The organism is Sorangium sp. So ce176 (assembly GCF_051519835.1).
Lineage (GTDB): Bacteria > Myxococcota_A > Polyangia > Polyangiales > Polyangiaceae > Sorangium > Sorangium cellulosum_G.
This window is the reverse complement of record NZ_CP150371.1, coordinates 141,373-160,849: the sequence shown is the minus strand read 5'-3', so window position 1 is coordinate 160,849 and position 19,477 is coordinate 141,373. Positions and strand designations below refer to the sequence as shown.

Sequence of the window (19,477 nt, the reverse complement as noted above, 5' to 3'; positions counted from 1 at the left end):
TCCTCGCGCGGCGTGCCAGGCGCGCGCTACTGGATCCCGGCCTTCCGCATCGCCGCGGGCATCCGCTGGACGATGACCGCGCCGACCTTCTTCCCCACCTCCCCGCTGATCTCGGGGAGCAGCTTCGCGGCCTTCTTTCCGACAGGCGTGCCGTAGAACTTGATGAGCTCCTTCAGCTCATCTGCGGTGAACTTCCCCGCGTAGATCTCGACGTTCCACTGGACGAGCTCGTCGTACGGCAGCACCTCGGCGACGACCGCCTTCAGCTTCCCGGCGTCGCTCGCGGAGATCCTCGCGCCCGCCTGCTGCATCGAGGCGCCCATGTTGGACATGAGCTGATCGAGGAGCGCGTTGTAGACCTCCTTCGGCATGACGAGGTGCGTGAGCTCCCGCGCGAGCTTCTTCTCTGCCTCTCCGGCGTGGGCGCTGCCGAGCGACACGAGCGAGAGGGCGGCCATGACGGCGAGCGAGACGATCCAGGAACGAAGCGCATGCTTTCTCATGCTCCTCCTGTATCACGGACGCGCCGCGTCGCCGGCGCCGTCAGCGCCTGATCACGCCAGCGCCACCTCGTCTCCGACGCGCAGCGCGCCGGATTTCGTCTCGTGGATGTAGTTCTGACCGAAGTTGAGATCGCCGCGCTTCTGCGGGTCGCGCCGGTACGTGGCGAGCGTGCGGAGCGGCTCCAGGCCGCGCTCCGCGGTGAGCTGATCGGTCGTCGTGACCACGCAGCGGGCGCACGGGCCGCCGGCGCGGAGCACGACGTCTCCGATGCGGACGCGGCCCCACCGGTCCTCGTCGAAGGCGGCGCACCCGCGCACGACGAGGTTGGGCCGGAAGCGATCCATCGGCACCGGCGCGGCGCCGCCCTCCTCCAGGTGCGCGTTCAGATCGGCGAGGGAGGCCTCGGAGATGACGAGCAGCGGGAACTCGTCGGCGAACGTCACGACGTCCTCCGGGCGCGCCACCGAGGGCCGGAGGACGGGCCGGCGGAACGCCTCGCCGATGCGGACGAGCCGCGCCGGGTGCTCCAGGGCTTCGCTGAGCCACGCGGCGGCCTCGTCGCCGCAGTCCTCGGCCTGGAGGCCGGTGCTGCTCCAGACCTCGACGGTGAGCAGCCGCGCGCCCTGCGCCGCGCGCGGCACGGAGAGCGGCGCGCGGCCGTCGGTGCGGAGCGTGAGCGAGCCCGGGGAGAGCTGCGTCTCGATGAGCGCCATGCGCGGCAGCGGGCGCTGCGTGAGCGGCTTGCCGTCGGGGTCGATGATCATGAACCGTCGGTCGCCGGCGAGGCCGAGCTCGTCGAGGGACGCCGCGTCGAGCGCGACGCCCCGGCAGCCCTTGACGGGATAGATGTGGATGGCGGAGATGCGCATTGCGCGCGGTTATACCACGCTCCACTCCCCGCCCGCCGCGCCCCCTCACGCCCTCACGCCACGCCCGGCCCCTCCGCGATGCCAAGCACCTTCCGCAGGTCCATCCCCGCGACGATCTCGGCGTTCTGCTGCACCCAGTCGACGAGCACGGGGCGCAGCGCGCGCGCGATCTCTTCCTTGACCAATCCCTCGACAGCGCTCGGCCCGAGGCGCTGCGGGTCGAGCGCGACGCCGCCGCCGGCCACCAGCGCCCCGAACAGGCGCACGAGCGACTCGACCCCCGCCGCCTGGCCGGCCGCGCCGAGCGGCTCCACCCGCTCGATCGTGATGTCCCCGCCGCGGAGCACGACGAAGCGGCGCAGATCCGCCTGGTCGGCTCCGCCCTTGCGGAGCACCGCGGAGGAGCAGTCGACCTCGATGCGCCGCACGCGCGGCGCCGTCTCGATCTCTTCCCGCGTCCCCTCGACATCGACGCTCGCGGCGATCGTCGCGCCGGCCGGGATGCAGAACCCGTCCGGGCCCACCGCGCCAGCGAGCTCCTGGCGCAGCGTCAGCCGCGCGGAGAGGCGCGCGCCGCGGACGGGGGGACCGCCGCCGCCGGACTCGAGGTTCGAGAGCACCTGACGCACCGTCAGCACGAGATCGCGATCGCTCGTCGGGTCGTACGGGGGCATCGCCATGGGCGTCGAGGTGACGAGATCGCGCATGAACGCGCGGGCCTCGTCCTCGGCCGAACCCTTCCCCACCCGGACGAGGCCCCCCGTGTAGAAGACGTTGGGGGCCATCGCGCCCGTGCGAAAGTCGTACTCGACCTGCTGAAGCCCCATGTCGCCGAGCGGCGGCGGCAGGTCGATGACGAGGTACGGCTCGAACGCGACGCGCAGGAGCGCCGGCGCGAGCGTCAGACGGAGCGCCGTGGCGCTCGACGTCGCGAGGGCGGCCACCCCGGTGCGCTTCAGGGTGGTGCGCGCGGGGAGCTCGAACGAGATCGAGACCGACTCGAGATCGATCCACGAGGGCAGGAAGCTCCAGGCCATCCCGGGATCGTACACCCTCCCCTCGCCCGCGGAAGGGCCGCCTATTGACCCGCCGCCCGGGGCGCACCCATCATGTCCCACATGAATGCAGAGGAATTCCTCGACGAGCTCGATCGCAAGGTCGGCGAGCGCCTCGCCCACATCGGCGCCTCCGCCGGCGCGGCCGAGCCCCGGAGCGGCATCGGCATCCCGGAGCTGCTCGCGACCGCGCTCAAGAAGGAGCTCGAGGCGACCGAAGAGGCCGCGCTCTGGCTCACCACCGAGACCGACGTCGAGGTGAAGCTCGCCCTCGCCCGGCAGTGCGGCGACGAGGCGCGGCATTACCGGCTCATCGCCGAGCGCCTCCGCGCGCTCGGCGTCGACCCGGCGGCCGTGCCGGCCAGGTTCGGGGCGCCCACGCCGATGTACGCGTACCTGAAGGGGCTCGGCTCCACGGTCGAGCGCGTCGCGGCGGGCCAGTTCACGCGCGAGGCGCTCGCGAAGGTGCACAACCAGGCCTTCATCGAGTACTGCGAGGCGCAGGGCGACGCCGAGACAGCGCGTCTCTACCGCGACGTTATCCAGCCCGACGAGGGCCACCACCACGAGATGGGCCGGCGGCTCCTCGCGCGCCTCGCCGTCACCGACGAGGCCCAGGCCCTCGCGCGCGCCGCCGCGCTGCGAACGCTCGAGATCGCCGAGGAGCTCCAGGAGATCGCGCGCATCAAGATGGGTATCTGCCGAGCGCCCGGGTGCTGACGAGGCGTCACCCAGGTGCGAGAGTTCTTTCGATCCGTGTGGTCCGAACCACGAGCGCCGCACCCACCTCGACGCGTCCGGATGGACTGGGGCCTCCTCGCGGCGTTCGCCGTCGTCGGGCTCCTCGAGGCCACGTTCCGATCCGATCTACCGTGGCGCGCCGCTTCGCTTGTCGTCGGCGTCGGGCTCTTGCCGACGCTGCTGTGGCGGAGGACAAGGCCGCTGCGGATGGTCGTTATCGCGTTTGGCCTCGTCACGGCCATGAAGCTCGCGGCCCTGGCTGCCGGCAGCGAGCCGCCAGGGCTGCACACGATGGCGTATCTGCTGCTGCTTCCCTATGCGTTGTTCCGGTGGGGGACGGGACGTGAAGCGACCCTCGGTTTGTCGATCGTGGCCGCCGCGGCGTCGTTCGATCTGATCTCCACCGGGGCCGGGATCGGGGATGTCATCGGGGGCTCCGCCGTCCTGAGCTCCACCATGGCGCTCGGCGCGGCGGTGCGCTACCGCGATCGCGTGCGCCTGCGAGAGCTCGACGAAGCCAAGCTGGCCGAGCGAGAGCGCCTTGCCCGTGACTTGCACGACACGGTCGCCCACCACGTGTCGGCGATCGCGATCCGCGCGCAAGCTGGCCTGGCAGCCGCGCCGACCCGCCCCGAGGCGCCCGTGGACGCGCTCCGCGTGATCGCGGACGAGGCGTCTCGCGCTCTCGGGGAGATGCGCACGATGGTCCGGCTCCTGCGCCGGGACGAGCCGGCCGAGCTCGCTCCGGGCCCGCGGTTCTCCGACATCGAGCGGCTCGCGAGCCCCTCCGCCACAGGGCCGTCCGTCGACGTCAAGCTGACAGGGGACCTCGACAGCCTGCCGTCCTCGGTCGCTGCCGCGATCTTCCGGATAGCGCAAGAGTCGATCACCAACGCCCGCCGGCACGCTCGCCAGGCGACCCGGGTCGAGGTCGACGTCACGGCCGACGATGCCTCCGTACGTCTGCGGGTCACCGACGATGGTCATGCGGTCCAGGCTCGCCCTTCGGCGTCGAGGGGGTACGGGCTGATCGGCATGATCGAGCGAGCGGAGCTGCTCGGCGGCACGTGCCACGCGGGCCCGGGCCCACAGCGCGGCTGGACGGTGATGGCTGTGCTGCCCCGGAATGGAAGGTCCACATGAGCATTCGAGTCCTCGTCGCCGACGACCAGGAGATCGTCCGTACCGGGCTCAGCATGATCCTCGACGCCCAGCCCGACATCGAGGTCGTGGGCGTCGCGGCCGACGGACGCGAGGCCGTGAGGCTGGCGCTCGCCCTGCGCCCCGACGTGTGCCTGCTCGACATTCGAATGCCCGGGATCGACGGCATCGAGGCCACGCGACGGCTCGCCGGCCCGACGGTCGACGCTCCGCTCGCGATCGTCGTGATCACCACCTTCGACCACGACGACTACGTGTATGGCGCCCTCAAGGCCGGCGCCCGCGGCTTCTTGCTGAAAGACGCCGGTCCTGACCTGCTCGCGCAGGCGATCCGCGCCGCCGCCAAGGGCGACGCCTTGGTCGCCCCGAGCGTCACCGCCCGCCTCCTCTCCGCGTTCGCCGCCTCTCAGCCCACCCCGCAACGAACGCAGCCCAGCGATGCCCTCACCGCCCGCGAGGAGGAGGTGCTCCTGACGGTGGCCCGCGGGCGAACCAACGCCGAGATCGCTGACGAGCTCCAGATCAGCCTCAGCACCGTCAAGGCGCACATCGCGAGCCTCATGACAAAGCTCGGCGCGCGCAACCGCGTCGAGATCGCCATCTGGGCCTACGAGACCGGTCGCGTTCGGGGCTGACCCGTCGGACGGCGCCGGGAGGCGCACCTGGCCGAAAGTAGGATCTCCCCATCGGACTCCTGGTCGACCGAGCTCTGGCCTTTGCGCCAATTGTGCCGCAACAGGGGCGGTGGCTACGTTCGTTTCATGACGAACAAGAGCACCACGACCCCCTCGGCGAGGCGAGGCTGGCTCGTGCCCGCATCTCTGATCGCCCTGAGCGCGGTCCCCGTAGCTGCCGGTGCGTTTCGCCTGACCGAGCTGAGCTCCGGCGCCGAGATCACCCATCATAACGCGCGCTACTTCGCAGCGCCCCTGCCCATCGTGCTGCACATCGTCAGCGTCAGCGTGTTCGCGGTCCTGGGCGCGTTCCAGTTCTCCTCCGGCTTCCGCCGCCGGAGACCTCGCTGGCACCGCGCGGCGGGGTGGGTCCTGGTCCCGTCAGGGCTCGTCGGCGCGGCTTCGGGTCTATGGATGCAGGCGCGCTACGAGCTCCCCGAGGGCGACGGCGACGCTCTTGCCGTTCTCCGGCTGCTGTTCGGCTCGGCCATGTTGACGTCGCTCCTCCTCGGCGTGGTCGCCCTCTGGCGGCGCGACTTCGTCGGCCACGGCGCCTGGATGCTGCGCGGCTATGCCATCGGTCTCGGCGCAGGGACTCAGGTGCTGACCCACGTGCCCTGGGTCTTGGTTGCTGGCCAGCCGCACGAGGACGTGAGAGCGCTCCTCATGGGCGCCGGCTGGGTGATCAACGTGGCCGTCGCAGAGTGGATCCTCCACAGGAGGTCGATGGCTCCGCCCGCCCCCGCCAGGGCCGTCGTCCAGCTCCCGCACGCGCCTTGAGGACGCGGGGCTCGAGCGCGAGCTCTTCTGAAGCGGTCGCCGCATCGGCGCGGTCGACGTGGTTAGGCGGGCTTTCGGGCCCATGCGCCGAAGACCATGTCGCTGATGTACGTGGCGTTCGCCTTCGCCCGCTCCTCGACGAGGCGATCTTCGAGCGTGTCGACGTCGATCTCGGCCTCGGTGGCGACGCCTCGCTGCACGATGCGGGGCAGCATGGCACGGACGATCGCGACGGTGCGGTAGCGCGTCTGGGGCGTCTGCACGACCGCCTCCGCGCGCACGCGCACGACGGCGAGGCCCGCCTGCTCCAGCACGGTCGCGAGATGGAAGCCCATGTGAATGTCGGCGCCCTCTCGCTCCACCGTGCGCCAGATCCAGTGAGACACGCGCTCGTGGAGCGGGAGGGGCGCGACGCTCGCCGGCACCATCGTGGCGTCGTGCTCCTGAAAGACCACCACGCCTCCGGGGCGCAGGGCGCGGGAGAGGCTGCGCACGGCCGCCACGCCGTCGGGCTGGTACATCAGGACGCGCCTGCCGACGACGGCGTCGAAGTGGCCGATCTCGGGCGCCAGCGCGCCCAGGTCGCCCTCGGCGAAGGTCATGTTCGAGAGGCCTAGATCGCGCGCCCGCTCCCGGGCCGCCGCGATCGACGGCGCGTCGCGGTCGACGCCCACCACCTGCCCTTGCCCCCCGACGAGCTGCCCTATCATCCGCGAGACATCCCCGCGACCGCAGCCCACGTCGAGGACGCGCATGCCGGCGCCGATGCCCGCATCGACCAGCAGCCGCCCCGTCATCTCGTCCACCACGTCAATCATCATGATGACGACGTAGCGCGCGCGGCGCCTGCGCGGGAGGGCGCCGCTTTCTGCCGGATTGGCGGATCTTTCGGTCGATCGTACCGCCGCCCCCCAGAACCCCTGCGCCCTTTCGCGCCCGCGATGGTTGGCAATTTTCACATCGCGAGAGGAGGGACGAGCTTCCGGGGCGCGGCGCCAGCCGGCGCGCGCCCGCGCCAGCGGCCCGGCGCTAGGTGGGCGCGTAGATGACCAGGTTGCCGTCGCACTGGACCACCAGGAACGCGCCCCGGTGTCCCTGGGTGTTCGACGACCACTTCGGCTGTCCCGCGTAGTCATAGAGCACGAGGTTGCCGTCCGCCTGCATGATCGCGTGCTTGATGGCCTGTCCGGCGGTGCCGGTGGACCACAGCGCCTGCGCCGGCACCCGGTACAGCACGAGGTTGCCGTCGTCCTGCATGATGAGGTGGAACTTGCGGTTCGCAGAGTAGACCCCGTACCCGCGGTTCAGGTAATCGCCGCCGAAGAGCTTTGTCTGCGGATCGCAGTGCTCGCTGGACTCGAACGTGTTGCTGGCCCAGACGGGCTTCACGGCCTGGGCCCGCGCGTCTCCAGCCTGCATCTGGGCGACGCCGAGGCACGCCGCGGGCAGCAGCGCCCGCCGAACGAACTGCACAGCTCCGATCATCACACGCCTCCTTCCGATGGCCTTGCTTCCGATGGCCTTGCTCTTCTTTCCTGCCTTCTTCGGAGATCCGGGTTGACGCGCCCACGCCAGGGACAAGCACGCTCGCGCGTCGTCCGGTGGGCTCACGGATCTTCCCGTCGTGTCGAATCCATCGCGCAAAGCAAGAGGCAGACCGCAAGGACAATGCGCCGGCAGAGCTCCCCCAGGCGAACGGCGTGAGCGCCTCGCGCGGCGCGGACCGGAGCCGCAGCGCGCTGTCGCTTCCCATCGCATGATCGCCAGCCGCACACCCCGGCCGCGCCGCCCCGCCCGGCCCCCGCCGCGACCGGCAGCGCGCGTGAGCCGTCGCTCCGGATCGATCGCCTGGAGCGCGGCTGCGGCGGCGATGCGCCCGAGCTCGACCTCGCCGAACAGCTCCCCGACGGCGACGGGCGGTCGAGGCGCCGCGCCGCGCGAGCGACCAGGGCGGGAGCGGCCGTTCCGACCGGGTGGGCGCGCGCTCGCCCAGACGCCCCGGCGGTCGCGCGGCGCGTTCGGGACACCAGGGCTCGGCGCGTCAATCGCTGTTCCGAGTCCCATATGCGGGATGGCCCGACGTGCGAAGGCCGCCCAATCCATTCAACCTCTGGATACCAAGGTTGCCTCTTTGTCGCGAGATGCGCCGCGGCGAGGAGCGGACCGGTTGACCGAAGGGGGGTTCTCATGAGCAAATTTCCGGGGGACAGATCGTTCCGGGAGGTGGCCCGGTTCACCCAGGATTGTGGGGCGATCTGCACCCATGCAAGCCAGTATTGCCTCGAGATGGGCGGCGCCCACGCCGACGCGACGCACGTGCGATTGCTCCAGGACTGCGCCGACATCTGCGAGGCGGCCTCGAAGCTCCTCCTGCGCAGCTCGCCGCAGCGCGCCCAGATCACCAGCGTGTGCGCGGCCCTCTGCGACCTGTGCGCGGCGAGCTGCGACAAGCTCACCGGCGACGCCCAGATGAAGACGTGCGCCGACGAGTGCCGCCGCTGCGCGGCCGCGTGCCGGCAGATCTGACCCGGCGGGGCAGCGGCGTCTCTCTCCTTGCCCGCCCGGCCCACGGGCGGGGGCGCCCGGCGCCGTGCTCGGGACAGCAAGGCGAGACGACCATCGCATCGAGCTTCCTCAACCTCGCCTGAAGTGACGTGCGCTTGAAGCGCCGAGACGCGATCAGAAGAAGAGTCTCCTGGCGTCTCGGCCGCTCCTTCCCTTGAACTGACCCATCGCCTGGCTTTCCCCACCTCCTGCAGGCCGCCTTGCCCGCGGCCTCGCCTCGCGCGCGGCCGACACCCCTCCATGCGCGCGCTCCGCGAGCGGCGCGCGGCGGCGTTCCGCCTCCATGATATCGTCGCGCGCATGCGCTATCGAAGGACGATGAGGGCCGCCGGCGTCGCCCTGCCGTGCGCCGGGTGCGGCGCGGACGCGCCCGAGGCCGCGGTGCGCGCGGCGCGCGATCTGGGCCCGCTGGCGTTCGACCCGGTGATCCGCGGCCGGGACGGCGGGTACAGCGCGCGGTGGGGCGACAGCTCGGTGTGGGTGTTCGGCGACACGACGCTCGAGACGCCGGGGGAAGACGGATCGAGCTGGAGGTCGAGCACGTTCTGCGCGACCGACGAGCTCGACGCGTCGGACGGGCTCTCGTCGCTCACCGAGCCGCTCGACGCGGCCGGCGCGCCGGGGGTCGGACAGCGAGGTCGTGTTCACCGCCATGGCCCCGTCGAGCCCGGAAGCGTGGCCGTACGCCGGCCTCGGCCACGCGGAGCTCGCGCGGGAAGGAGGGCGGGTGGAGTATACGTGACGTACCTCCGGGAGACGGGCTTCCTGGAAGGGGAGATCCGGCTGGTCGAGCTGGAGATCGAGTGACGCAGCGCCGGGAAGGCCACGGGCGCGCGAGGAGCACCGGGAGATCGTGAGGCCCCAGAGATGACCATGACCGCTGGCAACATCGTCGCGCTGCTCGGAACGCTGCTCGTGCTGGCGGTCGTCCCTGGGCCCAGCGACGTCGCGGTTGTCGCGAGGTCCGCTGCCTCCGGGTTCACGAGCGCGCTCTTCATGGTCGGCGGGATCGTCGCCGCCGATCTCGTGTTCATCGTGCTGGCCGTCTACAGCTTGACGGCCATCGCGGGGGCGATGGGCGGCCTGTTCGATCTGGCGAGATACGCCTGCGCCGCGTACCTCGTCTGGACAGGGATCGGCTTCTGGAGGGCAAGGGCCGATGCCGTGCCCGCTCGAGAGACGACGAAGGCCTCGCGGTTCTCCGCGTTCCTCGGCGGCTTCTTCCTGACGCTCTCGGACCCGAAGGCGATCCTCTTCTACATGGGCCTGTTCCCCGCGTTCCTTGACCTGTCCAGGGTCTCGCTGGTCGACACGGCCGTCATCATGTCGATCGCCACCGGGGTGGTGGGCGGCGTGAAGCTCGTCTATGCGCACACGGCGGACAGGGCCAGGTTGTTCTTCGAGAACTCGAGGGCAAGACAGCGATTGAATATTACTGCTGGCGCTGTAATGATCGGGACCGGAGTCTACTTGCTCGTCAACAGGCTCGGCACCGGCGGATGATGCGCGGGCGCCGCGCCGCCCGGAACGACAGGACACGGCCCAGCGACGGCGCGACCTGCACGGCGGTGGCGCCGGGGCGCCCTCGCTCGATCTCGGTATCTCCTGCGGGATCGGTGATCCCGGCGCTCCCTGTCCAGGCGCCGCTGCACGTGGATCCGTCGGAGAGCGCCTTCTGAGCATTGATTGTCACCACAGAGGCTCCCGGCGACGCGCGCCGTGACAGGGGAGCTCGCCTGGGGCGTGGCGATCTCCTTGACAGCGACAGGGGACATGCCGTCTGCTGGGCCGCTCTGAAGACAGGAGGTCTCCGATGATCAAGCTCCATGGATTTCCGCTGAGCAATTATCACAACAAGGTGAAGCTCTCCCTGCTCGAGAAGGGGGTCCCCTTCGTGGAGGAGGTGGCGTCGCCGTCCCAGGACGCGGCGTACCTGGAGAAGAGCCCGCTGGGCAAGATCCCGTTCATCGAGAGATCGGGATCGGCTGGCTGTCTCATCGAGTCCCAGCCGATCATCGAGTACATCGAGGCCATCGGGCCGAAGGAGAACCGCCTGCTGCCCGCCGACCCCTGGGAGGCGGCGCAGTGTCGCGCGATCATGTCCGTCATCGACACCAGCATCGACGCCGCGGTTCGCCCGGTGCTGCCCGCGGCGTTCTTCGGCCAGAGCACGACGCCCGACCAGGTGGCGCGGGCGCAGCAGGGCGTCCTGCGCGGCATCGGCGCCCTCCAGCGCATGGCGAAGTTCAGCCCCTATATCGCCGGCGGGGAGCTCACCTACGCGGATCTCGCCGCGATCACGGTCATGCCGATCGCCACCGTGGTGCTCAAGGCGCTCGGCGGTAACGACCCTTACGACGACTGGCCGCAGCTCCACAGCCTCTTCGCGCTGCTGCGACAGCGCCCCCACGTCCAGAAGGTCGAGGCCGAGGGCGCCAAGGCGTTCCAGGACTTCATGGCCAGGCACAAGTGAGGCGCTCGATGCGCTGACGCCTGCCGCGCCGCGCCCTCCGCGTCGGCGCCTGTCACGCCGCGCCGCACCAGCGGCGCGCGCGTCGTCCTCCCTGCCGAGGGTGATCCGGCCGCGGGTCGCGCCCGCGCTCCGGGTGATGCGAACGCGCACATCGAGCGCCGCCTCGGCCGGCGCGGCGGCGCGGCGAGGTTCGCGCGCTCACCTCCCGCAGGAACGCCGCGACGCTGGGACAGCCCTCGTGCGCCTCGTACGCGATGCGCAGCCCCCACCGACCGTGGTATCGTACCGATGCAATCCTGCGCGACCCATGCGTCCGCCGAATTCCCTCCGTCGCGCTGGTCTCGCGCCCGACGTCCTCCTGATCCAGGCGCCCAGGGCCCACGCGCGGCGGTGAAAGGAGAGTCATGCACAGGCTTTTACCATTCGTGCTCGCTGGCACCTGGCTTCTCGGCTTTTCATCGACGGCTCACGCGAGGCGCTCGGTCCTCGTCGAGGGCGCGCGGCTGCACGGCGCCAACGGGATGAACGTGGGGCCGGATGGCAAGCTGTACGTCGCGAGCTTCCTCGGAAGCGAGATCGCCGTCGTGAACCGCAACAGCGGCGCCATCGTGCGCCGGCTCGACCGGTCGGACGGGGTCGATGGCCCGGATGACCTCACGTTCGGACCGGGCGGCTCGCTCTACTGGACCTCGCTCATGACGGGGAACGTCGTGCGGCGCTCGCCGTCGGGCGACATCACCCAACAGCTCGTCGCGCCCGGGGTCAACCCCATCACCTTCTCCGACACGGGGCGGCTCTTCGTGGCCCTCGATTTCCTCGGTGACGCGCTCTACGAGGTCGATCCGGCGCTGTCGGATCCCCCGCGCCTCATCACGCGCAACCTCGGCTTCCTGAACGGCATGGACTGGGGCCCCGACGGCCGGCTGTACGGGCCGATCTGGACGCAGGGCCGGGTGGTCAGCATCGATGTGGACTCCTGCACCGACGCTGTCGACCCGGAGCTGGAGTGCGATGTCCAGACGGTCGCGGACGGCTTCTTCATCCCCGCGGCCGTCAAGTTCGACGGGCTCGGCCGGCTCCACGCGGTCGACCAGAACGGCGAGGTGGTGCGGATCGACGTCGCGACAGGCGACACGGAGGTCCTCGCGGTGCTCCCCGCCGGCCTCGACAACCTCGCCATCGACGCGCAGAACAAGCTCTACGTCTCGAGCGCCGCCGACGGCTTCGTCGTCCGGATCGCGCCGGACGGGCAGGCGCGCACGCTGCTCCCGGGCGGCATGATCCTGCCCGGCGGCGTGGCCGTTGTGAGCGAGGGAGGCGCCGAGTCGGTCTATGTCGCAGACCTGGCGTCGCTGCGGAAGCTCGACGGCGACACGGGCGCTCTGCTCGAGGTGACGAAGTCGTTCCTGGGCAAGACGGAGTTCCACGCGCCCGCCACGGTGTCGGCGGACGGCGCGTCGCTGATCCTCAGCGCGTGGTTCGCCGGCGTGGTCCAGGTCTACGACCCGGCGACGGCGACGGTCCTCGAGACCCACACCGATTTCGCCTCGCCGCTCAACGCGGTCCGGTTCGAGGGAGATCTCGTGGTGGCCGAGCTCGGCGCGGGGCCGGGCGCGGCGCGCGTGGTCCGCAAGACCAGCGGCGGGCTCGAGACGCTCGCGCCGATGACCGTGCCCTCGGGCCTCGCCGCGTCGGGCGACGATCTCTGGGCCGCCGACTGGGCCACGGGCGCGGTCCTCCAGCTCGTGTCCGGGGGCGTGACGCTCTCTCCGCCGTTCGAGGTGGCCGCCGGCCTGGACCAGCCGGAGGGGATGGCCGTCGATCTCGACGGCACCCTGCTCGTCGTGGAGAGCGGCAGGCGCCGGCTCCTGCGCGTCGATCCGTCGACCGGGCACACATCGGTCGTGGCGAAGCGCCTCGAGGTGGGGCTCGAGGCGGCCACCGGGACGGTGCCTACCTTCGGGATGAGCAGCGTCGCCGTGGGCCCGTCGGGCGCGATCTACGTCTCCGGCGACGAGGGCAACGTCCTCTATCGATTCTGACGGACGATGAAGCCCGGGCGACGGCGGCGCGCCCCGCGCTCGGGATCGAGGATCACCCGCCCACCGCGTCATCATAAGAAGTGTAAAGCGACCGCGGTCACCGGCGGCGAGGTCGCCACATCCGCGGCCTCGCTCATTGGCCCTCCGGCGCCCCGGGGCGGGCGCGGCGATTCGACCTTGACATCCTCACATCGTTTTGGTTTTCCCTCGTGCTTCGCGGTGAGACTGCGGAGATCGGGCACTTCTGGCTCGCAAGGAGGCAACCGTGGCGGATCGCCAGTTCATCCAGGTTCGCGGCGCGCGCGAGAACAACCTCAAGGACGTCTCGCTGGACATCCCCAAGCGGAAGATCACGGTGTTCACCGGTGTGTCCGGCTCCGGCAAATCCTCGCTGGTCTTCGACACCATCGCCGCCGAGGCGCAGCGCCAGCTCAACGAGACCTTCACCGCCTTCGTGCAGGGCTTCCTGCCGCATTACGGTCAGCCCGACGTCGACCGCATCGAGCACCTGAACGCGCCGGTCATCATCGATCAGAAGCGGGTCGGGGGCGGCTCGCGCTCGACGGCGGGCACCTACACGGACATCGCCGCCCTGCTGCGGCTGCTGTTCTCGCGGATCGGGCAGCCCCATGCGGGGCCGGCCTTCGCCTTCTCGTTCAACACCCCGCAGGGGATGTGCCTGGAGTGCGAGGGCATCGGCAAGACAGTCCAGCTCGATCTGGACAGGCTCCTCGATCGCAGCAAGTCCCTGAACGGCGGGGCGATCCTCCACCCGGACTTCAAGGTCGGCAAGTGGATGTGGAAGATGTACCCGCTCTCGGGCCTCTTCGACAGCGACAAGCCGATCAAGGACTACACCGCCGAGGAGCTCCACGCCCTCCTCCACGGCGCGGACGTGAAGGTCTCCTTCGGCGAGTTCGGCTCGAAGTACGAGGGCCTCGTCGAGCGCTTCACCCGCATGTACATCAAGAAGGACGCGGCGGCGATGTCCGATCGCAACCGCGCGGTCTTCGAGCGATTCACCACCACGCAGACGTGCCCTGTGTGCCGCGGCGCGCGGCTCAACCAGGCCGCCCTCGAGTGCAGGATCAACGGCCGGAACATCGCCGAGCTCTCCGATCTCGACGCGACGGAGCTGATCGGGTTCCTGCGAGGCCTGACCGATCCGGTCGCCGTGAGGCTGAGCGCCAGGCTCGTCGAGCGCTTGCAGCACCTCGTGGACATCGGGCTCGGTTATCTGAGCCTCGGCCGGGAGACCGCCACCCTGTCCGGCGGCGAGTCGCAGCGCGTGAAGATGATCCGGCACCTCGGCAACAGCCTGACCGAGATGCTGTACATCCTCGACGAGCCCAGCGTGGGTCTGCACGCGCGCGACGTCGCCCGCCTGAACAGCCTGCTCCAGAAGCTGCGCGACAAGGGGAACACAGTGCTTGTCGTCGAGCATGACCCGGACGTGATGGCGATCGCGGACCACGTTGTCGACATCGGCCCGAAGGCAGGGGTGCACGGCGGCCGGGTGGTCTTCGAAGGGGGCTATGAGGCCCTCAAGGACGCTGACACGCTGACGGGGAAGTTCCTGAAGCAACACCTGCCGATCAAGCAGAAGGCGCGGCAGCCCACCGGCCAGATGGTCATCAAGGACGCCACCCTGCACAACCTGAAGAACGTCACGGTGGGCATTCCCACCGGCGTGCTCACGGTCGTCACGGGGGTCGCCGGCTCCGGCAAGAGCACGTTGATCAACGATGTCTTCCTGGCGCAGCACCCGGAGGCGATCGTGATCGACCAGTCCCGCGTGACGGCGAACAGCCGCTCGGCCCCCGCCACCTACACCGGGATCATGGACGACATCCGGCAGGCGTTCGCGAAGGCCAGCAAGGTCAGCGCGTCGCTCTTCAGCTTCAACTCGGAGGGGAGCTGCTCGAACTGCAACGGTCTCGGGGTGGTGTACACCGATCTGGCGTTCATGGAGGGCATCGTCTCCACCTGCGAGATCTGCGAGGGCAAGCGCTTCAAGGCCGAGGTGCTGGCGTACACGCTGCGCGGCAAGACGATCAGCGACGTGCTGGACATGACCGTGGAGGAAGCGCTGGCCTTCTTCTCCGAGAAGAAGATCAAGGCCGTGGTGAAGGCCATGAGCGACGTGGGGCTGGGCTACCTGAAGCTGGGCCAGCCGCTCAGCACCATGTCGGGCGGAGAGGGACAGCGGCTGAAGCTCGCCACCGAGCTCCACAAGCAGGGCAGCGTCTACGTGATGGACGAGCCCACCACCGGGCTTCACCTCTCCGACATCGGCCTGTTGATGGGCATCATCGACAGGCTGGTGGACGCCAGGAACACTGTCGTCCTGATCGAGCACCACCTCGACGTGATCCGGCAGGCCGACTGGATCATCGATCTCGGCCCGGAAGGGGGCAGCGCCGGCGGCGAAGTGCTGTTCGAGGGGCCGCCGCAGGAGCTGAAGCGCTGCGAGCGGAGCATCACGGCGCGCTTCATCTGAGGTGACCGCGCCAGGGGCGCGGCGATCGGGTTCGTCGGGCCGGAGATGGCCGTGGCCCCTCGTGCAGCGGGCGCATCCCTGCACGGACGACGTGGACCTGCGCTGGTCGCGCCAGAGGCCGGTGTAGGAAAAAGTCTTTACTATCGTGACCTCCTAGGTCGATGACGTCGCCTTGCCCCGAGGAGCGCCGCAGAGAGGACATCTCGGCGGCGGCGACCTCCTTGCGTCAGGCGCCGGGCCCCGGACGTGCGGTGTGCGAGAGCCGCGAGCGGTGTGGGCGGCCAGCGCGATGACATGCGCTCGGTTCATCATGGCACGACGCGTGGCACGCATGCCTGAGCGATGCTAGGTTGCCGGTTTTGATAGCCGTCCAGCACGTGCGGAGCGGCGCGCTGCGATGTCAGCCGTTCTCCGTACATGCGCATCGGGGGAATGCTTATCCGCGCAGCGCGAGGGCGGCGCACATGGCCTGTAGAGCACGGCCTCGCGAGGGGCCTTGGAGGAGATTCTTGCGATGAGGCGAATGACCGGCGTGGCATTCCTGGTATCCGCTGCTGCATGCAGCGTCGCCCACGATGGCGCGGGGCTGGATGGGCCTACGGCCGAGGGACGAACCACCCTCGAGATCAGCGGGCACTACTCGGTGTCGATCCGCGTGGATGATCGGGGCATGTCCCACGTCACCGCAGGGGACGAGGTGGCCGGTTATGGCGGCCTCTGCTACGCGATGGCGCGCGACCGGCTCTTCCAGATGGACGAGCTGCGCCGCAGCGCGCAGGGCCGCCTCGCGGAGATCTACGGGCCCGGCGACGGCAACAGCATCCTCGATCAGGACCTCCTCGCCCGCGCGCAGAACCTGTCCGCGTTCGCCGCCGCGCGCTACGCGGCGGCCGCCTCGCGGACGAAGCGCATCCTGCAGGGGTGCGCCGCGGGCGTGAACCAGTACATCGCCGACGCGAAGGCCTCCAGCGGCGGGCTGCCGCTCGAGTTCCAGACGCTCGGCTATCAGCCGGATCCCTGGACACCCGAGGACAGCGTCCTCGCCTACATCTACGTGGGAGTCACCTTCGACACCCTGACGTGGTTCACCAAGCTAGAACGTGCGGCCGTCGCGGCCATCGCCGGGACAGAGGTCGCGACGACGCTGATCAAGGAGGCTCCGGACACCGTGTCGATGTTCGACGCGGCGGGCAACCTGAACCCGATTTCCCAGTTCCTCGTGCCGCCCGGCCCGAGCGCGCCGACCGCGACCATCGTCAACCCGCCGCCGCCGTCTTGCCTGGCGGAGGCGCGCCGGACCGCCGGGCAGGCCGTGCGCAGGGCGCCCGCCAGCGGGCGCGCGAGCAACGCGTGGGCCGTCGATGGACACCTCACCTCGACAGGCAAGCCGCTCCTCGCGACCGACCCGCACTTCCCCCACACCACCCCGTCCGCCGTCTACGTGGCTCAGCTCAAGGTGACAGGGCAATACGACGTGGCAGGGTGGATGGTGCCCGGGTTCCCCGGGTTCCTCAGCGGCCACACAGAGCGCATCGCCTGGGTGCCGACCTACTCGCTCTTCGACAGCGTCGACCTCTACGTGGAGACGCTCCGCGCGGCGCCCGGAGGAAGCCAGGAGGTGCTCGTGGGCGGCGTGTGGAAGCCCGTCACCCGGCGCGTGGAGACGATCCGCGTGAAGGGGCAGCCGAACGTGCAGCGGACGTTCCGCGCGACGCCCCACGGGCCTGTCCTCAACGACGGTCTGGCCGGGCTGGAGTCGTTCGGCACCCTCGCGCTCAAGTCGACGGCGGGCCAGCCGGCGTGGAAGGTCGACGGCTTCTTCGAGATGCCGGCGGCGCTGAACTGGACGCAGTTCAGGGCGGCGGCGCTGAAGCAGAGCATCGGCTGGAACTTCATCTTCGCCGACTACGAGGGCACCCACGGCCACATCGGCTACCAGAACTCGGGCCTCGCGCCGCAGCGCCAGAGCCCGCTGAACGCGCTGTATCCGGTGCCGGGGACGGGAGGACACGAGTGGACCGGGTACGCCACGAACGCCGAGCTGCCCTCGGTCTACGATCCGCCCTCGCACCTGCTGGTGACGGCGAACCACCGGATCGTCCCGCGGGGCTACGCGCCGCAGGGGCGCCCTGTCCACCTCGCCAACTACTGGGACATGCCCTGGCGCGCCCAGCGGATCACCACGCGGTTGACCTCCGCGACGGCGCCGCTCACGCCGCAGGACATGGCGTCGATCCAGCTCGACACGCAGACGACGATCGGGCTGCCGCTGCGCGACAGCTACGTTGCCGCGCTCGGGCGCGCCGGGCTGCCGGCGGGCGATCCGAGCGCCGCCGCGGCGGTGGCGGCCCTGCAAGCGTGGGACGGGAACGCGGCGGCGAGCAGCCAGGGCGCGGCCGTCCACGAGATGCTCACCTTGATCCTGCTGCGCAACCTGGTGAGCGACGTGATCGGCCCCGACGAATACGCGTCCTTCGCGCCCAGCGTGTTCCTCACGAACCAGCTCGCCGGCTTGATGGACGCCCTCGAGAACCCGCGCGCGCCGTACTTCGGCATCACCGCGGGCGTCGATCCGGGGGCGGCGCGGGACCAGGCCGTCCGCGCGGCCCTGGGCCAGGCAGACGCGATGCTCCGCGACGCCCTGGGCCCGGACGTGAGCACCTGGACCTGGGGCGGGATCCACACGCTGACCTACAACCACCCGCTCGCGGGCGACGACGCGCGCTTCGCCATCGGCACCTTCCCCGCGGAGGGCGACGTCGCGACGGTGAACATCGGCGGGTGGTTCGGGAACATCGGTGTCCTGGCGCTCCCGCCCGGCGACTTCGAGGATGCCGGCGGGGTGTGGGCCGCACTCGATCAGGACTCGCTCAGCGCGACGCGGATGATCTGGAACCTCGCCCCGCTCGACGGCTCGCTCGGGGTGATGAGCACCGGCATCAGCGGGGATCCGCGCACGTGCCACTACGCGGATCACGCGGAGGCGTGGAGGTCGGGTCAGATCTTCACGGTACCGTTCACGCCCGCAGCGATCCCCTGAGTCGACGAGGCCCGTCAGGCGCCGCTGACCCGCTCGACGGGGCGGGCCATGTCGTTCAGCGCCGATGGCTCGCCGCGCTCATCGTCTTCCACCGAGACGTCGTCCGGTATCCCCTCCTGTTCGGCGCTCTCGTCCAGGCTCTGGGACACCGAGCAGGTTGAAACCCCGAGAAGACGAACCACAGAGGCCACGGAGGGCACAGAGGGCACAGAGGGCACAGAGTTTTTGTTGTTCCTCTGTGCCCTCTGTGCCTCTGTGGTTCAAATCTCTTCCTTCCTGGGTGGTTCAAGCTCTGTGGTTCAAATCTCTTCCTTCCTGGGTGGTTCAAGCTGGCCGGCGCTCCAGGGCTTCGCACGGAAGGGCGGGACACCAGACGCGGCGATCTCCTCCTCGCCGATGGGCAGCTCGTCCCAGGGCTCCACTTTCTGCAGGAGGCCGAAGTCGAAGGCCCAGAAGTACGGCGCGCTCCCGGGTTCGAGCAGGGTGCAGCAGTAATCGGTCATGTACCCGAACCATTCCACCGTGATCGCCTCGCTACACGAGAGGGAAATATCGTCCTCCACCACGCGCCAGGGCACGACATCCATGGACCGAAGCCGACGCGCCCTGGACTCGGCTGCGGGGGCGAACCGGAGCTCATTCTTCGACCGCTTCAGACACGCCCCGGACGCACCTGCGCGAACGAACCGGGCATTGCCGAGATGCCCCCACGTGTTGAAGCTGAGCTCCAGTTCCATGTCCGGCCACACGGGCAGAGAATAGAACATCCTCGTGGTCCAGAACGCGGAGTCCTCCACCGGCGCCGGCGTGATGCGCCGGGGCGCCCCGAGGAATCGAGGAACCACGTCGGCTTCGCGCAGGCTCCCGTTGTTCCCTTCCCGGAAGCTCAGGCCCACGTCCGCGACCATCGCGTTCGCCGTGTCGACCTCCGACGGATCGACACCCAGCAGCTTCAGGCCCTTCGCCCTGCCCGCGCTGTTTCGCATCTGCGACATGAGATGAACCTGATACGCAACGACAGGCTTCATGATCACCACCCCCCGGGTCTCATCACATCGGAATCCGCACGTCTC

Annotated in this window: 18 protein-coding genes; 11 read left to right on the top strand and 7 right to left on the bottom strand. The window is 70.0% G+C overall.

Annotation, left to right across the window (positions count from 1 at the left end; genetic code table 11):
* Nucleotides 1-26 precede the first annotated feature (26 nt).
* Genes WMF42_RS00615 through WMF42_RS00605 form a run of 3 tightly spaced genes read right to left on the bottom strand, consistent with a single transcriptional unit; the run spans nucleotide 27 to nucleotide 2,410 of the window.
* Nucleotides 27-503 carry a DUF2059 domain-containing protein gene (locus tag WMF42_RS00615; protein WP_437689743.1) on the bottom strand — a complete coding sequence of 159 codons (477 nt, stop codon included), beginning with the start codon at nucleotides 501-503 and terminating at the stop codon, nucleotides 27-29.
* A 51-nt stretch (nucleotides 504-554) separates the two neighbouring features.
* A complete protein-coding gene (locus WMF42_RS00610; RefSeq protein ID WP_437689742.1) occupies nucleotides 555-1,373 on the bottom strand; it encodes an MOSC domain-containing protein in 819 nt (272 codons plus the stop codon).
* Between the two features lie 53 nt (nucleotides 1,374-1,426).
* Nucleotides 1,427-2,410: a hypothetical protein gene (locus tag WMF42_RS00605; RefSeq protein WP_061607638.1), complete on the bottom strand. Its 984-nt coding sequence runs from the start codon at nucleotides 2,408-2,410 to the stop codon at nucleotides 1,427-1,429.
* Nucleotides 2,411-2,491: 81 nt separating this feature from the next.
* Here WMF42_RS00605 and WMF42_RS00600 point away from each other — a divergent pair, with 81 nt between their 5' ends.
* The 4 genes from WMF42_RS00600 (at nucleotide 2,492) to WMF42_RS00585 (ending at nucleotide 5,784) form a co-directional block, all read left to right on the top strand.
* Nucleotides 2,492-3,148, top strand: coding sequence for a ferritin-like domain-containing protein (locus tag WMF42_RS00600; RefSeq protein ID WP_437689740.1), 657 nt, complete (start codon nucleotides 2,492-2,494; stop codon nucleotides 3,146-3,148).
* Nucleotides 3,149-3,163: 15 nt separating this feature from the next.
* Nucleotides 3,164-4,312, top strand: coding sequence for a sensor histidine kinase (locus WMF42_RS00595; protein WP_437689738.1), 1,149 nt, complete (start codon nucleotides 3,164-3,166; stop codon nucleotides 4,310-4,312).
* Nucleotides 4,309-4,965, top strand: coding sequence for a response regulator (locus tag WMF42_RS00590; RefSeq protein WP_437689736.1), 657 nt, complete (start codon nucleotides 4,309-4,311; stop codon nucleotides 4,963-4,965). Before WMF42_RS00595 ends, WMF42_RS00590 begins: the two co-directional genes overlap by 4 nt.
* A 126-nt stretch (nucleotides 4,966-5,091) precedes the next feature.
* Nucleotides 5,092-5,784 (top strand): DUF2306 domain-containing protein, encoded by a 693-nt coding sequence (locus WMF42_RS00585; protein ID WP_437689734.1) that lies wholly within the window; start codon nucleotides 5,092-5,094, stop codon nucleotides 5,782-5,784.
* A gap of 62 nt (nucleotides 5,785-5,846) precedes the next feature.
* Here the strand turns inward: WMF42_RS00585 and WMF42_RS00580 are convergent, their stop codons facing one another.
* Nucleotides 5,847-6,602 carry a class I SAM-dependent methyltransferase gene (locus WMF42_RS00580; RefSeq protein WP_437694454.1) on the bottom strand — a complete coding sequence of 252 codons (756 nt, stop codon included), beginning with the start codon at nucleotides 6,600-6,602 and terminating at the stop codon, nucleotides 5,847-5,849.
* Nucleotides 6,603-6,813: 211 nt separating this feature from the next.
* Nucleotides 6,814-7,269, bottom strand: a complete 456-nt coding sequence (locus tag WMF42_RS00575) for a hypothetical protein (protein WP_437689732.1) — start codon at nucleotides 7,267-7,269, stop codon at nucleotides 6,814-6,816.
* A 702-nt stretch (nucleotides 7,270-7,971) separates the two neighbouring features.
* On the opposite strand from WMF42_RS00575, the gene WMF42_RS00570 reads away from it, so the two are divergent.
* The 7 genes from WMF42_RS00570 (at nucleotide 7,972) to WMF42_RS00540 (ending at nucleotide 18,404) form a co-directional block, all read left to right on the top strand.
* The gene (locus WMF42_RS00570; protein WP_061607643.1) at nucleotides 7,972-8,310 is read left to right on the top strand and encodes a four-helix bundle copper-binding protein; all 339 of its coding nucleotides are present in this window, start codon (nucleotides 7,972-7,974) and stop codon (nucleotides 8,308-8,310) included.
* A gap of 279 nt (nucleotides 8,311-8,589) precedes the next feature.
* Complete coding sequence (locus WMF42_RS00565; RefSeq protein WP_437689730.1) at nucleotides 8,590-9,156, top strand: hypothetical protein; 567 nt, start codon at nucleotides 8,590-8,592, stop codon at nucleotides 9,154-9,156.
* Between the two features lie 66 nt (nucleotides 9,157-9,222).
* Nucleotides 9,223-9,852 carry a LysE family translocator gene (locus WMF42_RS00560; RefSeq protein ID WP_437689728.1) on the top strand — a complete coding sequence of 210 codons (630 nt, stop codon included), beginning with the start codon at nucleotides 9,223-9,225 and terminating at the stop codon, nucleotides 9,850-9,852.
* 310 nt (nucleotides 9,853-10,162) lie between these two features.
* The gene (locus WMF42_RS00555; protein WP_061607647.1) at nucleotides 10,163-10,822 is read left to right on the top strand and encodes a glutathione S-transferase family protein; all 660 of its coding nucleotides are present in this window, start codon (nucleotides 10,163-10,165) and stop codon (nucleotides 10,820-10,822) included.
* A gap of 404 nt (nucleotides 10,823-11,226) precedes the next feature.
* Entirely contained in the window at nucleotides 11,227-12,864 is a 1,638-nt protein-coding gene (locus WMF42_RS00550; protein ID WP_437689726.1) for a hypothetical protein, read from the top strand.
* A gap of 265 nt (nucleotides 12,865-13,129) precedes the next feature.
* Entirely contained in the window at nucleotides 13,130-15,364 is a 2,235-nt protein-coding gene (locus tag WMF42_RS00545; RefSeq protein WP_437689724.1) for an ATP-binding cassette domain-containing protein, read from the top strand.
* Nucleotides 15,365-16,007: 643 nt separating this feature from the next.
* Nucleotides 16,008-18,404 (top strand): penicillin acylase family protein, encoded by a 2,397-nt coding sequence (locus tag WMF42_RS00540; protein ID WP_437694452.1) that lies wholly within the window; start codon nucleotides 16,008-16,010, stop codon nucleotides 18,402-18,404.
* A 14-nt stretch (nucleotides 18,405-18,418) separates the two neighbouring features.
* On the opposite strand, the gene WMF42_RS00535 is transcribed toward WMF42_RS00540, so the two are convergent.
* Both WMF42_RS00535 and WMF42_RS00530 read right to left on the bottom strand, forming a co-directional pair.
* A complete protein-coding gene (locus WMF42_RS00535; protein ID WP_437689722.1) occupies nucleotides 18,419-18,553 on the bottom strand; it encodes a hypothetical protein in 135 nt (44 codons plus the stop codon).
* 150 nt (nucleotides 18,554-18,703) lie between these two features.
* Nucleotides 18,704-19,441 carry a hypothetical protein gene (locus WMF42_RS00530; protein WP_437689720.1) on the bottom strand — a complete coding sequence of 246 codons (738 nt, stop codon included), beginning with the start codon at nucleotides 19,439-19,441 and terminating at the stop codon, nucleotides 18,704-18,706.
* Nucleotides 19,442-19,477 lie beyond the last annotated feature (36 nt).

Excerpts from the sequence above, each read along its gene's own strand:
- WMF42_RS00615 (WP_437689743.1), bottom strand. The coding sequence starts at position 503 with ATGAGAAAGCATGCGCTTCGTTCCTGGATCGTCTCGCTCGCCGTCATG.
- WMF42_RS00610 (WP_437689742.1), bottom strand. The coding sequence starts at position 1,373 with ATGCGCATCTCCGCCATCCACATCTATCCCGTCAAGGGCTGCCGGGGC.
- WMF42_RS00605 (WP_061607638.1), bottom strand. The coding sequence starts at position 2,410 with ATGGCCTGGAGCTTCCTGCCCTCGTGGATCGATCTCGAGTCGGTCTCG.
- WMF42_RS00600 (WP_437689740.1), top strand. The coding sequence starts at position 2,492 with ATGAATGCAGAGGAATTCCTCGACGAGCTCGATCGCAAGGTCGGCGAG.
- WMF42_RS00590 (WP_437689736.1), top strand. The coding sequence starts at position 4,309 with ATGAGCATTCGAGTCCTCGTCGCCGACGACCAGGAGATCGTCCGTACC.
- WMF42_RS00585 (WP_437689734.1), top strand. The coding sequence starts at position 5,092 with ATGACGAACAAGAGCACCACGACCCCCTCGGCGAGGCGAGGCTGGCTC.
- WMF42_RS00580 (WP_437694454.1), bottom strand. The coding sequence starts at position 6,602 with ATGATTGACGTGGTGGACGAGATGACGGGGCGGCTGCTGGTCGATGCG.
- WMF42_RS00575 (WP_437689732.1), bottom strand. The coding sequence starts at position 7,269 with ATGATCGGAGCTGTGCAGTTCGTTCGGCGGGCGCTGCTGCCCGCGGCG.
- WMF42_RS00570 (WP_061607643.1), top strand. The coding sequence starts at position 7,972 with ATGAGCAAATTTCCGGGGGACAGATCGTTCCGGGAGGTGGCCCGGTTC.
- WMF42_RS00565 (WP_437689730.1), top strand. The coding sequence starts at position 8,590 with ATGCGCGCGCTCCGCGAGCGGCGCGCGGCGGCGTTCCGCCTCCATGAT.
- WMF42_RS00560 (WP_437689728.1), top strand. The coding sequence starts at position 9,223 with ATGACCGCTGGCAACATCGTCGCGCTGCTCGGAACGCTGCTCGTGCTG.
- WMF42_RS00555 (WP_061607647.1), top strand. The coding sequence starts at position 10,163 with ATGATCAAGCTCCATGGATTTCCGCTGAGCAATTATCACAACAAGGTG.
- WMF42_RS00550 (WP_437689726.1), top strand. The coding sequence starts at position 11,227 with ATGCACAGGCTTTTACCATTCGTGCTCGCTGGCACCTGGCTTCTCGGC.